Origin of the sequence: Gelatiniphilus marinus, assembly GCF_042684345.1 — a bacterium.
Lineage (GTDB): Bacteria > Bacteroidota > Bacteroidia > Flavobacteriales > Flavobacteriaceae > Gelatiniphilus > Gelatiniphilus marinus.
This window is the reverse complement of the sequence record NZ_JBHULK010000003.1, coordinates 377,406-393,278: the sequence shown is the minus strand read 5'-3', so window position 1 is coordinate 393,278 and position 15,873 is coordinate 377,406. Positions and strand designations below refer to the sequence as shown.

The 15,873-nt window shown below is 34.3% G+C and carries 16 protein-coding genes; 7 read left to right on the top strand and 9 right to left on the bottom strand.

The genetic code is table 11. The features are described from left to right. Positions 1-23 precede the first annotated feature (23 nt). From ACFSQS_RS10575 to ACFSQS_RS10555, 5 genes are all read left to right on the top strand, one after another. Complete coding sequence (locus tag ACFSQS_RS10575; RefSeq protein ID WP_388018223.1) at positions 24-1,013, top strand: stage II sporulation protein M; 990 nt, start codon at positions 24-26, stop codon at positions 1,011-1,013. A 35-nt stretch (positions 1,014-1,048) separates the two neighbouring features. Beyond that, positions 1,049-1,735 (top strand): hypothetical protein, encoded by a 687-nt coding sequence (locus ACFSQS_RS10570; protein ID WP_388018220.1) that lies wholly within the window; start codon positions 1,049-1,051, stop codon positions 1,733-1,735. Beyond that, the gene (locus tag ACFSQS_RS10565) at positions 1,736-2,941 is read left to right on the top strand and encodes a DUF4350 domain-containing protein (protein ID WP_388018217.1); all 1,206 of its coding nucleotides are present in this window, start codon (positions 1,736-1,738) and stop codon (positions 2,939-2,941) included. A 2-nt stretch (positions 2,942-2,943) separates the two neighbouring features. Beyond that, a complete protein-coding gene (locus ACFSQS_RS10560; RefSeq protein ID WP_388018214.1) occupies positions 2,944-4,014 on the top strand; it encodes an AAA family ATPase in 1,071 nt (356 codons plus the stop codon). Between the two features lie 130 nt (positions 4,015-4,144). Continuing rightward, positions 4,145-5,476: a DUF58 domain-containing protein gene (locus ACFSQS_RS10555; RefSeq protein WP_388018211.1), complete on the top strand. Its 1,332-nt coding sequence runs from the start codon at positions 4,145-4,147 to the stop codon at positions 5,474-5,476. Positions 5,477-5,553: 77 nt separating this feature from the next. Here ACFSQS_RS10555 and ACFSQS_RS10550 read toward each other — a convergent pair whose 3' ends face one another. Next, positions 5,554-5,682 (bottom strand): hypothetical protein, encoded by a 129-nt coding sequence (locus ACFSQS_RS10550; RefSeq protein WP_388018208.1) that lies wholly within the window; start codon positions 5,680-5,682, stop codon positions 5,554-5,556. An 88-nt stretch (positions 5,683-5,770) separates the two neighbouring features. Here ACFSQS_RS10550 and ACFSQS_RS10545 point away from each other — a divergent pair, with 88 nt between their 5' ends. Continuing rightward, positions 5,771-6,193, top strand: coding sequence for a DUF2141 domain-containing protein (locus ACFSQS_RS10545; protein ID WP_388018205.1), 423 nt, complete (start codon positions 5,771-5,773; stop codon positions 6,191-6,193). Between the two features lie 80 nt (positions 6,194-6,273). Here the strand turns inward: ACFSQS_RS10545 and ACFSQS_RS10540 are convergent, their stop codons facing one another. Beyond that, a complete protein-coding gene (locus ACFSQS_RS10540; protein WP_388018202.1) occupies positions 6,274-6,753 on the bottom strand; it encodes a Dps family protein in 480 nt (159 codons plus the stop codon). A gap of 108 nt (positions 6,754-6,861) precedes the next feature. On the opposite strand from ACFSQS_RS10540, the gene ACFSQS_RS10535 reads away from it, so the two are divergent. Next, the gene (locus tag ACFSQS_RS10535; RefSeq protein WP_388018199.1) at positions 6,862-7,803 is read left to right on the top strand and encodes a LysR substrate-binding domain-containing protein; all 942 of its coding nucleotides are present in this window, start codon (positions 6,862-6,864) and stop codon (positions 7,801-7,803) included. 54 nt (positions 7,804-7,857) lie between these two features. Here the strand turns inward: ACFSQS_RS10535 and ACFSQS_RS10530 are convergent, their stop codons facing one another. The 7 genes from ACFSQS_RS10530 to ACFSQS_RS10500 all read right to left on the bottom strand — a co-directional run bounded on the left by ACFSQS_RS10530 (position 7,858) and on the right by ACFSQS_RS10500 (position 15,802). Further along, positions 7,858-8,055 carry a hypothetical protein gene (locus tag ACFSQS_RS10530; protein WP_388018196.1) on the bottom strand — a complete coding sequence of 66 codons (198 nt, stop codon included), beginning with the start codon at positions 8,053-8,055 and terminating at the stop codon, positions 7,858-7,860. Between the two features lie 123 nt (positions 8,056-8,178). After that, positions 8,179-8,979 carry a TIGR00266 family protein gene (locus ACFSQS_RS10525; RefSeq protein ID WP_388018193.1) on the bottom strand — a complete coding sequence of 267 codons (801 nt, stop codon included), beginning with the start codon at positions 8,977-8,979 and terminating at the stop codon, positions 8,179-8,181. A 171-nt stretch (positions 8,980-9,150) separates the two neighbouring features. Continuing rightward, on the bottom strand, positions 9,151-12,240 hold the full coding sequence (locus tag ACFSQS_RS10520) for a T9SS type A sorting domain-containing protein (protein ID WP_388018190.1): 3,090 nt from the start codon (positions 12,238-12,240) through the stop codon (positions 9,151-9,153). Positions 12,241-12,318: 78 nt separating this feature from the next. Then, positions 12,319-12,930 carry a hypothetical protein gene (locus tag ACFSQS_RS10515; protein WP_388018187.1) on the bottom strand — a complete coding sequence of 204 codons (612 nt, stop codon included), beginning with the start codon at positions 12,928-12,930 and terminating at the stop codon, positions 12,319-12,321. A 187-nt stretch (positions 12,931-13,117) separates the two neighbouring features. After that, positions 13,118-13,735: an immunoglobulin domain-containing protein gene (locus ACFSQS_RS10510; protein ID WP_388018184.1), complete on the bottom strand. Its 618-nt coding sequence runs from the start codon at positions 13,733-13,735 to the stop codon at positions 13,118-13,120. Between the two features lie 118 nt (positions 13,736-13,853). Beyond that, positions 13,854-14,975, bottom strand: coding sequence for a helix-turn-helix domain-containing protein (locus ACFSQS_RS10505; RefSeq protein WP_388018181.1), 1,122 nt, complete (start codon positions 14,973-14,975; stop codon positions 13,854-13,856). A 371-nt stretch (positions 14,976-15,346) separates the two neighbouring features. Then, entirely contained in the window at positions 15,347-15,802 is a 456-nt protein-coding gene (locus ACFSQS_RS10500; RefSeq protein WP_388018178.1) for a DUF4442 domain-containing protein, read from the bottom strand. Between the last annotated feature and the right edge of the window lie 71 nt (positions 15,803-15,873).

Sequence of the window (15,873 nt, the reverse complement as noted above, 5' to 3'; positions counted from 1 at the left end):
TTAGTTTTTTACAGAAGAAATATATGAGGGAAGTTTCATTCATCAAACAAAATAAGGAGAAATGGTTGAGTTTCGAGCAGGCAATTTTTAATAATGACTTTAAAGACCCCGACGAACTCGCCTCGCAATACATTCATTTAATAAACGATTTGGCTTACGCACAAACCTATTACCCTAAAAGCAAGGTGATTGCGTACTTAAACCAATTGGCTGCAAAAGCATTTCAAAAAATTTATAAAACCAAACGGGAAAACACCAACAGGTTTCTTGATTTTTGGAAAACCGAAGTGCCGTTAATTTGCTACCAATACCGAAAATTTATTTACATCGCTTTTGTAATCTTTTTCACGTTTACGTTTATTGGCGCGATTTCTGCTGCCAATGACGGGGAGTTTGTGCGTTCTATTTTGGGCGATAATTATGTAAACATGTCTTTAGAAAATATTGAAGCCGGCGATCCGGTTGCGGTTTATAAAAGCGGTAGTAATTGGGGCAGTTTTATTGGTATTACCATTAACAATTTACGGGTTGGCATTATTGCATTTGTTTTGGGTGTTTTTGGTGGCGTTGGCACACTTTATATTATGTTTAAAAACTGTATTATGCTGGGTTCTTTTCAGTATTTTTTTTACGAAAAAGGCGTATTTTGGGAAAGTGTTCGCGGGATTTGGATTCACGGTTCTATGGAAATTTTTGCCATTGTTATCGAGTGTGCTGCGGGGTTGATTCTTGGTGCCAGTATTTTATTTCCGGGTACACATTCTAGATATACCTCGTTTAAACATGGTGCAAAAACAGGTGTAAAAATTTTAATAAGCACCTTTCCGTTTACCTTTTTTGCTGGCTTTTTAGAAGGTTTTGTAACGCGTTATTCTAATATTATGCCGCATTTTTTATCGGTGGGCATTATTTTAATTACCCTCGGAGTTATTAGTTATTACTACTTAATTTATCCTTTTAAAGTGCAAAAAGAAGTAACACGTGTTCCACTTTTAAATCCATCTTCTATCTGAAAATAATCCGATTACATATTGTTGTTTTCTTGCTTTTGAGTGTTGCAAATTCTCAAAAGGCATTTGGTATTTCTACTTTTCAAAAGCCCGAGCAAATTAGAAAATTTGACAACGATTTTAAAACACGTTATTCCAGCAGAAAATATAATTACGAAGGTAAAGAGGTTGTAAACCAAACTCCATCTGGTTCGGGTAAATATGAAGATTTTAAAAACGTAAAACCATCAACAAAAGAAACAAATAATCCCGATAGTTTCAGTATCAACTTTGGCCCTTTTGCTTGGTTATTTTATTTAGCATTGGCTATTGCAGTAGTCTATTTGGTTTACATTTTACTTAACGAAGGTGGAGCTGGTTTATTTTCATCTAAACAAAATCGAACTCTTAATAATTACGAAGATATTACTGCCGAAAATATTGAAAATGCAGATATTAACACGCTAATACATAATGCTGAAAATGACAATAATTTCAGACTCGCCATCCGATTTTATTATCTACTTGTTTTAAAAACCCTTAGTTTAAAAAACCATATAAAATTTGAAGACGATAAAACCAACGCTGAGTATTTAAATGAAATAAACGATAAGCCATTTAGTAAAAATTTTGCTTACACCTCGTATTTGTACAATTATATTTGGTATGGCCAATTCCCGTTGAATACCGATGAATACAGCAAAGCTAAAAAGAATTTTGTAACCCTTTTAAATCTGGTTAAGTAAATGAAAAAGATAATTCCAATACTTTTCATTATCGCTGCTTTAATGGTTACGGCAGCAATAACTTTTGGCATAAAATCTACTAAAACGGTAGATTGGGAAGAGTCTTTTAACGAAAAAAGTAACAAACCTTACGGAGTAAGCATTTTTTACAAAGAATTACCAAACCTATTTAAAAACCATAAAATTAGAACGGTTTACCATCAACCGGCGAGTTATTTAAGAGCACATTCCAAGGATAATTACGGCGAGCATATTGCTGAAGGCAGTTTTGTTATCATCGGGAATTCTGATTATTTAGAAGACAATTCGATTGATGAATTATTGCATTTTGTCGATTCTGGAAACACACTTTTTATATCAGATTATTATTTCAGTCAGAAAATTCACGATACCTTAAATATAAGTGTCGATTATATTGAAAACACGAAAGACAGCATTTCGTATCAATCTTTAAAATACCTCGACATAAAAAATATTGCCATCGATAAAAATGAAGGCGACAATTATTTTTCAAAGTTCGACACCATAAATCACACCGTTTTAGGATATTCTAAAATCGATTACAAACACGCAAATTTTATACATGTCCCTTTTGGAAAAGGCAATATATATCTGCATTTAGAGCCAAAAGCCTTTACCAATTATAATCTTTTAAAAGAAGACCGATATAAATATGCAGAAGGCCTCATTTCCTATTTACCCGAAAACGATGTGTATTTTGATTCTTATACCAAAATACAAACAGGTTATGATGGCAAAGTGGAAAAAGAATCGAATCTCAGTTGGTTTTTAGAGCAACCGGCGTTTAAATGGGCATGGTACACCGCTTTAATTTTTGGTATTTTATTCATGATTTTTAATGCCAAACGCCGACAACGTATTATAAAAATTATAAAACCCTTGCAAAATACAACTGTGGCTTTTGTTAAAACAATTTCTAATTTATATTTTGAGACCCAAGATCATAAAAACTTAATAGACAAAAAAATAACCTATTTTTTGGAGCGCATCCGTACCGATTTTAATTTGGACACTGCTGTTTTAAACGAAGCATTTATAGTGAAATTAGCATCGAAAACAGGAAAGAAAAAAGAAGATATTAAAAAACTAATCGATTACATCAATTGGTTGCGTACCAAAAATGAGTTTTTTGAAGAAAACTTAATACAACTAAACAAGCTTATTGAAGCTTTTTATTTAAAATAATTATGGACGAAAATAAAAACCAAAAAGACCATCAAGATTTTATACCGAAGTCAGAAAATGTAGTATCATCAATAGACCATAGTGTGCTTAAAGATTCAAACGATTTACAATTTAAAAACCGATTGGATTTAACCGAACTTCAACAAAGCATTGAAAAAATAAGGCACGAAGTTGGCAAAGTTATCGTAGGGCAAAAAGATATGGTAGATATGCTCATCGCGTCGCTTTTAGCCAAAGGGCATTCGCTTATCGAGGGCGTTCCGGGTGTAGCAAAAACCATTACCGCAAAACTGTTGGCAAAATCTTTGAGTGTTGGTTTTAGCAGAATTCAATTCACACCAGATTTAATGCCGAGTGATATTTTAGGAACCTCAGTTTTCAATTTAAAAGACTCAGAATTTGAATTTAAAAAAGGTCCTATTTTCTCAAACATGATTTTAATTGACGAAATAAATAGAGCTCCAGCAAAAACTCAAGCGGCATTATTTGAAGTGATGGAAGAGCAGCAAATTACCATTGATGGTAACAAGTATAAATTAGACGCGCCTTTTATGGTTTTAGCTACCCAAAACCCCATAGAACAAGAAGGCACGTACCGTTTGCCCGAAGCACAATTAGACCGTTTTTTATTTAAAATTGATGTGGATTACCCAAATTTAAATGAAGAAATAGAAATCCTTTCGAGAGAACACAAATTAAGAGACACCGAAAAAACCGAAACCATTTCATCATTTTTAACAGCCAAACAAATTGCTGAATATCAAAATATAGTCACCCGAATTTTGGTTGAATCACATTTGCTAAAATACATTGCAGAACTTATTGTGGCCACGCGTAACAACCGCTTTTTATATTTAGGCGCATCGCCACGAGCATCCATAGCCATATTAAAATCCAGTAAAGCATTTGCCGCCATGAGCGGTCGCGATTTTGTAACGCCAGAAGATATTAAACGTGCCGCAATTCCTGTGTTGCACCACCGCGTTATTGTAACACCCGAACGCGAAATGGAAGGCGTGTCGAGCAAACAAATCATCAAACAAATTATTGAAACTGTTGAAATACCGAGGTAAAAAGTAGGCAGTAACCAGTACTCAGTTGGCAGTCGCAGTTGCAGTGAAGAATCCCACTTCTAACTTCTAACTTCTAACTTCTAACTTCTAACTTCTAACTTCTAACTTCTAACTTCTAACTTCTAAAAAATTGAAATTCTTTAAACCATTCTACATACAACCCCGATTTTTTTACACAGGCATTGGCATTGTGGTATTGTTTGGTTTAAGTTATTTTGTGCCGCTATTATTTAATATCGCACAACTCTCCATTTTAGTACTTACCTTCCTTTTTGCTATAGATTTTCTAATTGTTTTTATTGGGAAAAATAAAATTAAAGCACGCCGGATTTTACCCGATAAATTTTCAAACGGCGATAAAAACACCATCGATTTAAACATCAATAACAACTATCCGTTTGCCATTCATTTGGAAATTATTGACGAAATACCCGAGCAATTTCAAGTGCGTGATTTTAAAATTAAAGACACGATTTACCCTCGAAAAACAAAATCAATCACATATCATTTAAAACCAACTGCACGTGGCGAATATCATTTTGGCTGTTTAAACGTTTACGCCTATTCCGCCTTAAAATTAGTCGCTAAACGCTTTATTTTTGATGATGCTGCGATGGTGCCAACCTACCCAAGTTTTAAGCAATTAAAAAAGTTTGAGCTTTTAAACATTAACCAAAATGCACTTGAATATGGACTTAAAAAAGTTCGCCGATTGGGGCATACCATGGAATTCGAGCAAATAAAAGATTATGTTTTGGGCGACGATTTGCGCACCATAAATTGGAAAGCCACCGCAAAACGCAACCAATTGATGGTCAATCAATTTCAAGACGAAAAATCGCAACCCATCTATTCCATCATCGATAAAGGCCGTGTAATGAAAATGCCTTTTAACGGTTTAAGCCTATTAGATTACGCCATTAATGCCACCCTAGTTATTAGTAATGTGGTTTTAAAAAAGCACGACAAAGCGGGCATGCTTTCGTTCTCTAAAAACATTGAAAACATGGTGGTTGCCAATCGCCGAAGCTCGCAAATGCAGCTTATTTTAGAATCGCTTTACAACGTAAAAACAGATTTCCACGAAAGCGATTTTAGCCGACTTTACGGCAACATAAAAAGGCACATTACCCACAGAAGCCTCATTTTAATGTACACCAATTTTGAAACCCTCGACGGATTAAACCGCCAACTACCCTATTTAAAAGCCATTGCCAAAAGCCATTTATTGGTGGTTATTTTCTTTAAAAACACCAAGTTAAATAGTTTAATTACCCAAAAAGCCGAAACCGTACAGCAAGTTTACGATAAGGTAATCGCTGAGAAATTTGCCTTCGAAAAGCGTTTAATTGTAAACGAGCTCAAAAAATACGGCATCTATTCCATATTAACCACACCAGAAAATTTGACTATCGATACCATTAACAAGTATTTGGAAATTAAGTCTCGAGGGCTGCTGTAAATTCGGGCGTTACCCCGCTGGTCGCTGAGGCTCCCGAAGCGGTGTCGGGCTTTCCAATACAATCTTTTTTTCGTGTCTCAAAAAAGGATTTCCATTTCAATCCCTAACGCACCTGTTTGCCAAGGCTGTTGCAAACTCACAACTTCAACCCCTTTCCGTTCGCCAAACTCCTGTCTTCTGTCTTCAAGCAAAATACAATTCATCATTTATATTTTACAGTTGGGTAACAACAATTACCAAAGTCTGTTTTTCTGTCAGATATTTGAAGTGTTAATCAATAAAAACCATAAAACCATGAAAACTTTATCACTAATCATCACATTATTTTTCGCTGTTACTTTAATACAAGCACAAGAAAATTCAGAAGGAAAAACCATTACCGTTGTCATTGAAAATATTAAAAACAATAAAGGAAATGTATTGTTAGCACTTCATACAGAAAACACATTTATGAGAGGCAAAGGCATTAAAAACGAGCAAAGTAAAATTGAAAACGGAAAAATAACCGTAACCTTCAAAAACATTAAACCCGGCACTTACGCCATAATGGCACTGCACGACGAAAACGAAAATAATCAAATGGATTTTGAAGATAATGGCATGCCAAAGGAACAGTACGGCATGTCCAACAACCCAATGAGTTATGGCCCGCCACAATTTGCAACCGCCAAATTTAAATTAAAAGCAGAAGATTTAGAAATGAATATTATGTTTTAGCATCTGTATAAATAAAGCGGCTTACTTTGGCCAAAAACCCGTAAGCCGCCTTAAAAAATTAACCAAAATAAACTAATAATCTAAATCGTTTCGTTTAACCAAGCTTTCATCATCCAAACGGTTTTTTCTTGTTCGGTAATAAAATCGCTTATCATCGAGTTGGTACCTTCATCGTTTGCATCACCCGATTTTTCTAAAATTTCTCTTTCAATTTTTAAAAGTTCGGTTAACGAATCTACAATTAATCGAACGGCTTTATCGTCTTCAGAAATATTTTTACCCACTTTAACTTCGGCTTTTGCCGAATAATCTTCAAATGTGTGTAAAGGCGTAGCACCCAAAGTTAAAATACGTTCTGCAATTTCATCAACCTTTATAGTGGCATCGGTATATAATTCTTCAAACTTAACGTGTAAATCAAAAAAACGCTTACCTCTAATATTCCAATGTATGCCTCTTAAATTCTGGTAATAGATTTGAAAATTCGCCAATAAATGATTTAAATCGTTTGCTAAATCTTCTGTTTTAAAGGTGTTTAAACCTATACTGTTGTATGTCATTTAAATATATATTTCTTTTTATTTGCCACAAATTTAATTTATAATTAACAGGTGTTTTAATAAATTTTATTGATAGTTTTTATATTTTTATAGCCTAAATTGATACCCATGACAATTACACAACTCTATTATGTTTTGGCAGTTGCCGAAAACCAAAATTTTACCAAAGCCGCAGAAAAATGCTTTGTAACGCAGCCCACGTTAAGTATGCAAATTCAGAAGCTTGAAGACCAGTTAGATGTTCAGATTTTTGATAGAAGCAAAAAACCCATTGAGCTTACCGAAATTGGTAAAAAAATAGTGCATCAGGCCAGAAATATTGTTAACGAATCCTATAGAATACAAGATATTGTAGATCAGCAAAAAGGATTTATTGGTGGCGAGTTTAAGCTGGGAGTAATCCCTACTATAATGCCAACTTTATTGCCCATGTTTTTAAAAACCTTTATAAAAAAGCACCCCAAGGTAAAGCTTAAAATTGAAGAGCTAACCACCGAGGAGATTATCGAGCGCATTACAGAAGGCCATTTAGATGCAGCCATTGCAGCAACACCGCTAAAAAACGAGCTTATAAAAGAACGTGTGCTTTATTTTGAGCCTTTTGTAAGTTACATTCCTAAGGGGCATCGTTTGCATTGCAACAAAAAAATAAATGTATCAGATTTAGATATCAGCGATATGCTATTGCTTGAAGATGGGCATTGTTTTAGAGATGGGGTAATTAATCTATGTAAGGCTTTTAAAAACCAAACAGACGATCAATTTCAAATAGAAAGCGGTAGTATTGAAACGCTTATAAAGTTATCAAACGAAGGTTTGGGCATGACGCTTTTGCCCTATTTACACACACTGGATGTTAAAGAAAGTGAAAAAGAAAACCTGCATTATTTTAACGAACCCACACCGGCCAGGGAAGTGAGCTTGATTTACCATAACAACGAATTGAAAATACAGATTGTTGAAGCTTTACAAGATGTTATTTCTGGTATTGTTCGTGGGGCTATTGCTTTTCAGAACGTAGAAATTATAAGTCCTATTTCTAATAAATAAAACTAAAAAAGCGATTTACTTGGGCTACAATAAGTAACTAGTAAATCGCTTTTTTTATGCTTTTAAATAGATTAAACATTGATTTAATTCTGGGTTTTGCCGTACAAGAGATTGTATATATTCTTTAAGCTCTTCAATCTCGTAAGGTAGTAATCTATTTACTGCCTTTTGTACTTCTTTGCAAAACAAGGTTGTATCAAAACTTACTTTTTTAAGCACAATTTTGGTGTACTCTAGCATTGCTCTTGCCATAATTTGTAATAGGTTTTAGGTTTAAATTAAACGTAGATTTGTTTATAGGCATTACTTATTTTATTAAACACACAATTTAGTGAAAAATTATATGCATTTATAAAATTAAATAAAATTTAACACTTAAAACTTATTGTCGCCATCTAATAAATTTCCTAAACCACCAAGAATACTGCCTTCGCCCTTATCTTTACCACCCCCTTGTGGAGCCGATGCCAAAACACGACCTGCAAGTCGGCTAAAGGGCAAGGACTGAATGTAAACCGTTCCAGGACCTTGAAGCTTTGCAAAAAATAAACCCTCGCCACCAAATATGGTGTTTTTAATACCGCCAACAAACTCTACATCGTAATCTACAGTTTTATCGAAACCTACAATACAGCCTGTATCTACACGAAGTGTTTCCCCAGCTTGCAGTTCTTTTCTAGCCATAGTGCCACCAGCATGCACAAATGCCATACCATCGCCTTCTAGTTTTTGCATAATAAAACCTTCGCCACCAAATAAGCCACGACCTAATTTTTTGGAGAACTCAATACCAACACTAACCCCTTTTGCTGCGCACAAAAAAGCGTCTTTTTGACAAATAAACTTGCCACCAAACTCTGTTAAATCTATGGGGATAATTTTTCCAGGATATGGTGATGCGAAAGAGACGTTACGTTTGCCAACTAAATCGTTATAAAAAGCTGTCATAAAAAGGCTTTCGCCAGTAAGTATGCGTTTTCCGGCGCCTAATATCTTGCCTAAAAAACCTGTGTCTTTTTGAGATCCATCACCAAAAATGGTTTCCATTTTAATGCCGTCGTCCATCATCATAAAGCTTCCGGCTTCGGCAACAACGCCTTCTTGTGGGTCGAGTTCTATTTCTACGTATTGCATTTCTTCGCCGTAGATGCGGTAATCAATTTCGTGTGCTGTCATCCTTTAATATTATTTATTGTTACTTTTTATTCTTTATTGTTTCGCTTCGTTTATATGTTGATTTGTTTTGGGGTTTGTTACAAAGTAAATTAAAAATGGTATAAATAACTGAGGTTACCTAAATTAATTTTTAGATAACCCCTGAAATAAATGCAATTACGCAATTGGTGTTTAACGATAAATAACGACTTTGTGCGTTTCTGTTTTTTCTTCCCTAATGATTTTTAAATAATAAAATCCGTTTTTAAGCTTAGAAATATCTAATTTATACTCCTTTTTGTTGCCTTTTTCTCTTTTTTGCTTTTTTAATATACTTTGATCGTTATATAATAAAAATTCAACTTTAGCATTTGGTTTAATTCGTTTAATAGTATCCTCATTTTCTATGTTTACAATACTTAATTCATCTGATACTGCCGGATTGGGTGCAACCCTATAAGAAAACCAACCACCAGAACAGTTAAATGAATCTTCTGCAAAATAAACACTATGTAATGCATTACCGCATTCGCCTTGATAGCTTATATCGATTCTTTCTGGGTTTCCATAAAAATTTCCTGGAGTAAACAATAACTCTAGTGCGCCATAAGAGTAACCGGACCATCCATAAGGTAATATGACGTTGCTCATAGTTGACAAATCGACAACGGAATTACCAGAGTAGCCTAAAATGTATGAAGAGTTTGGGCAAACCAAGAACGGGTCGTTAAATGAACCGCTTCCGCTAACAGCGTTATAATATTCGTCGGTTAAGTTAAAATCATTTGTGTTTAATAGCGTGTTATTTAATTGTATGTTTTTGGTTAAAGAAGAGCTCGCATTAAAAGTCGCCTTTATCCAGCCATTGGCAGGATAGCTCACGTTGGGTTTAACCGTAACCGCATTTGTTGTACTGCTTAAAATTTGTAAGTTAGATGATACTTCCCAATTTTGAACACCTTCAGGAGTTGAGCAACTATCAAAAGTAAATGTTTCAGCATTACATATATAATCTTCACCTAACAATTTGTCTGGACTTATTGGAAAAGATGGAGATTGAGGATTACCACTTAACTCTGCTTTCAACCAATTGACGCTAGCTTCAGTAAACGAGGTATGCCTTTCGTTTATCTTAGGGCCAAAATAACTATCAAACGGAATCTCATTAGTGCACACTAAGTTTCTATCTATTCTTTGACTCCAATTAAAATTGGGGTTTTTAAATCCTAAGGCACTAACTGTTGGGATAAAAGAATGTACTTTTTTATTAGTTCTGGATTCAAAATGAGAACCATATATCCCTAATAAACTACCCAAAATTAGATTAAAAGGGTCTAAAAATTGTACACCATCACCAAATCCATAAATATCATCTAATAAGTCCAAGCCTTCCCCTAAAACAGAAGCGTGTAATAAGTCTTCGCTATTAAAAAGCCCTCCTGGAACATTATCCATACTTCCATGAGGATTATTATTGGTGTATGTCGCTGTTCTTAAAGGCTTCGAAAGTCGCCATAAGCGCGCCACCTGTACCACATTACCTGTATTTCCCATATATTTGGTATTCATTTCAGATACTTTAATATCTCCTATTATTTGATCTGCAAAACCGTGTATCCTAAAATCTTCCTGTCCTTCTACACCAACCTTGGCACCATTAAGAGCGCCATTAACTATGGCTATTTTTCTTAAGTTTTGAGGATATCCATTAGAGTTTGGCAACCCATTTGAAGACATATTATTATAATACTGTTGGTGTATTGGCGAGCCTCCATTTAAATAATCTGGTAAGTGACCTATTCTATGCTGCTCAATCAATTGTTGGTTAGCTGCTGTAGATTTTAACTGATTGTAATAAAAATCGTTAGCTGCTACGCTACCTCCAAAAGCATCTAATAAGTTTATCATAGACTGTATTCCCATGGGAATATTAGCGCCTAAATGTGGGCTATCTACACTCACCCAAAGCCTAGTGTTATGATTCATATTGTTTTTTTCCATATAAGCTAAGGCATACCTGCTAATTTGCCCACCCATACTGGGACCTACGATAACAAGTTTTTCAGTACTGCCATTTTGCACCAATTTATTATTTAAATGCTGGTATAACGTTACATGGTTCATGGCATTGCGCTCTATATAATCTGCGCCACCATCAATGGTTTTACTGCCTCTTGTATAGGTAGGATGGTTTACTAGAACAACATCGTAACCTATATTTCTAAGATTGTCAATTAAATCAATATTTTGTCCGTTGTTGTCTTTATATTGCATAAACTCAGCTATGGATAAATGCTCGCTAGGGGGTTTAGAAGAGTCCTCATCTTGTATTTTTCTTATATCCCCAGGATCAAAACCATCAATAACCACTATAGGTTTTAATAATGTTGGCTGGGTATTGCCGTTATTAGTATGATAAAATATACGGTAGTCTATCTGACCATAAACAGGAGCGTTTTCATCATAACCCTGAAATGGATGGGTAGACACAAACCCTGTTACATCTTCAACTAACGGATCCATCATACGGAACTGAGTCGTTTCAGATAATTTTACATGTAATTTGCCATATGTGGTTTTTACCTCTCCATCGCTATAATTAACAGTAAACTTCAAGGTTTTATACCCAGACTCAGCATAATTTACTGATACTTCCCGATGCGTATATTTATTTTTGCTGTAAACTAAATAGTCTTTACCTGTACCAAAATTAGCTACGATGGATGTGATTTTATTTTCACCATCCTCAAACCATAAATTGGGATTAAACCTATAATTAATCGTGTTGCCTACAGCATAATCCAATAAGGGTGATACCACCAGCACATCGTGTTCTAAAAACACAGGATTGTCATTTATTCTTGTTAATTGGTTATCTTTAAAACGCAAAGCACCAAGAGTTTCGTCTTTACTATTATAGTTTAAACTTTGAAGCATTACATGTAGAACCCCAATATCTATAGTATTTAGGCTTTTTTTTCTTTTGTAATATTTTCGAACCTCTTTAATAGGTTTAAACTTGGTTTTATTAGAAGCCCTATAAAGTTCCTGTAAAGCTTGCTCAAAATACCCCAAGCTTGCCGTATTCTTATCTTTGGTGTTAAAACGAGTTAGGTTAGCAATTGGTGTGGTGCGGTCATATAAAAACGAAGAGGTTAGCTCGCTTTTATCAATATTTTCTAGCATTAGATCTATATCTGGCTCTGGTATTTGATCTTTGTTTTGGCTAAATGAAAAATTAATAAATAGTATAAATACAATTGGAATAATAAAGTTTTTCATAATTTCACAGTATTAATATGTGAAACATTGTGTTAAGGTTTTATTTATTATAAGGGTGCTATTGGCGTAGCACCCTTTTTATGGAAATTCTGTATCGAGCAAGGTGTCCCATTTTATATCGAAACGCCCTTGGGTTATTTCGATAATATCGGTTGGGTCTTCTTTATTTTGGACAGTGCACTCGAACGTACCCGATACAATTCGGTTTTCAAAGTCGTAACGTAAAATATTTAAAGCTCCACCATTTTGTATGGAACAGTACCATTTATAGGACTGTAAATTTTCATCCCACCAACGGCAACGGATATTAATGTTCATATTTGCATCAATACCATCGAGACAATTGCTTTGATTTACACTAAATTGACCTGAACCGATCTTACTTAATTCATATATATATATATCTATTCGACCTCCAGTTCCTGTAACATAATCTTTAACCTGTATTTGATTATACGATATACCTGGTGGCGACCCCCAAAAAATCATTCCAGGGTCTGGCCCTAAAGTAGACCCCGTCCCATCCCTTGGGGTCAATAGTTTGCCATCTATATAACAGCCAAAGGTATTCGCACCCATTTGGGTTATGGGCGGTAATGTGGGTCTAAATTCTTCATCATCGCTACAAGAACCAGAAGTGAACAATCCTGTTAATAGCAGTAGTAAAATAAATTTTTTAAGTGTTTTCATAATTTCTTTTTTTTAGGATTATCAGTATGTAAAATTAACGGATTGCTATTTAAAAGTGTCCGAGATTATCTTAATTAGATAAATTAGGACAACGTTTTTCATGATTTTAAAGTGTTAAGGATGAAACAATGGTTTTTCTGTTGTTTTATAAACAATGCAGGTACCGCGGCTACGGTACCTGTTTTTTTTAATGAAAATTGGTATAGGGCAGTGTATCCCATTTTAAATCAAAACGACCTTCCGTAATTTCAACGGTATCAGTTGCGTCGTCTCTGTTTTGCACAGTACAACTAAACGTGCCCGATACAATTCGGTTTTCAAAATCATAGCGGGTTATGGTCAATGTGCCCCCATTTTCAATGGAACAGTACCATTTGTAGTTCTGGGTTTCTTTATCTAACCATCTACACGTTATATTAACGTTTTCCAAAGCATCAACACCAACTTCACAATTACCTTCATTTATTACATAAACACCTTTTTTATTTTGATGTAAATTTTGAATATGGAATGTTAGAAGTCCACCATTACCACTCTTAAAATCTCTTACTTTCAGTTCCCAATAAGTGATTTCACGTGGTATGCCACCAGCTATCATCCTTACACCCTTATCTTGCGTATGAAGTGTCCCTGCCCCATCCCTTGGGGTCAACAATTTGCCATCTATATAACAACCAAAGGTATTGGATCCTGTTTGGGTTATGGGCGGTAATGTGGGTCTAAATTCTTCATCATCGCTACAAGAACCGGAAACAAACAGTACCAGCACGAATGATAGCAATACAGTTTTTTTTAGTAGTTTCATAATATCTTTTTTTAGGATTATCAGTATATAAAATTAGCAGGTAATTATTTAAAAGTGTCCGAGATTATCTTAATTGGATAAATTAGGACAATTATACCTAAACCCCTATTCTTTTTAATCAGTTCAATTTTTTAAATTCGGTAGGAGTTTGCCCCGTAAATTTTTTAAAGGCTGAATAAAACACAGATTTAGAATTAAAGCCACTCTCTATGGCTAGAGCAACCATGGTGTATTTATTGTATTGCTCATCACTTAATAATTGCTTAGCATACTCGACCCTTAATCTATTAATGTAATCTGGGAAACTATAACCGCTATAATTATTAATGAGTTTTGATGCATAACTGCTGCTTATGTTCGTTTCTGTTGCCAAGTCGTCTAAGCTAAAAAGAGGGTCTAAATACCGCTTGTTTTCGACTATGTAATTGTCAATATCATAAAACTTCCCTATCATGTTATCGTCCTCAAAGTTCAATTTTACTGAAGTTGGAACAACATTTATATCATTTTTTATCAACTCTTTTCTTAAGTATATGCGATCTTGCATTAACCTGTAACGCATTAACCCATGGTAGCCTATCCAATAAATCAAAAGGGTGCTTGATACCCTTAATGGATAATAAGTATAAGCTTTATAAGCCCCTTCATATAAAAAGTTTAAAATAACAGCTAAAACCCAAAACAAAATAACCATAAGCCCAAAAACCATAAATTGCTTTAACCATTTCAATTCGTCTAGCAATACTCTAGATTTATGATGGTTCGCACTAAAGACAATGGTTGTCGCTTTTATAAAAACAGCTATTGAAAAAAAGGCATTTACCATTTCCTCAATTTTGGTGTAATCTTTTATTAAATGGTTGTCTAATTGGTAGGCGTAACAATAAACAATCAAACAAGACCTCACGATAATTTCCAGACTAAAAAGCACAAAGGTTAGTTTTATAAAAAGCCCGACTTCTCGTTTCAGGTTTAAATAATAAATTAAAAACACGTAAAAGGCTGGAGTTATAAGCAAGTACCAAGGCACCTCCATGTTTTTTACAAAAAACAATGGGCTGGAAAACCCTTTTTCGATCAACCAAGCCTGTAAATTATTTAGTGAAATAAAAAGCACCACGGCATTTAGGTACCAAATAGGTTTCGCTATCATCTTTTTGGTTAAAACAGGAAACAGGACAAACAAAAACCCTTGTATGGCTCCAATTATAAGAATAAAATTAGATACATCTTTTACCATTGTATATTAACTATTGTCCAGAGCAATATAAATGTAAGAAAAAATGAAAAAAAAAAAACCTACGTGCTATTACGTATTTTTGTTAAAAAGCCTAGCTTTAACGTTTAACTACTGTGGGAAACCCGTAAAATGAAGTTTTTAATAAATTTTGTATAGGAAATTAGCAGGCATTATGGTTTAATTCAAAGGGCGCTATTGTTCATAAATGAAACGTAATTAATTATATATTAAACAATTAGAACTATTATTAACACAATACTCTAATTATAAAATTATTAAAATATAATATGCGCATTACTTTAATATGAACTTAATTTTAAAAGTAAACAACTGCATACTGCAACTGAACACTGCCAACTTAAAATAAAAAGCTAACTTTTTATTTTAACACTCCACTCAAAATTAAAGGTTGAAACTACAACACCTTCTTTATTGGTTCCTACAGATTGCATCCAAAAGGTTTGCCCTTCGCCGGTCTCGATTGTTTTTTGTAATGCATTATCTATTAATTCGCCGTCGTTACAAACAAAAGTTATTATGCCTGTTGCTTTTTTGGTAAATGTGGCGTTATTGGTGGTTACCAACATCGATATTTTTTTACCGCTTTCTTGAATTTTCGCCATAACAATAGCACCCGTTGTTAATTCGGCAGCCATACCTTGCACCGCCCAAAACAAGGATTTGAATGGATTTTGATTGATCCATTTATATTTTACGGTAACGGTACAAGCCTTATTGGTAATGGTCTTGACTCGCACACCCATTAAAAAAACCGCGGGCAGTTTAAACATATTGAATGTATTTATTTTACTGGGTGTCAACTTCATTTTTAAATTTATTTTACCCAAAAATATTGAAAATAATCGACACTTCAATTTGTTAAATTTTTGTTAATTTT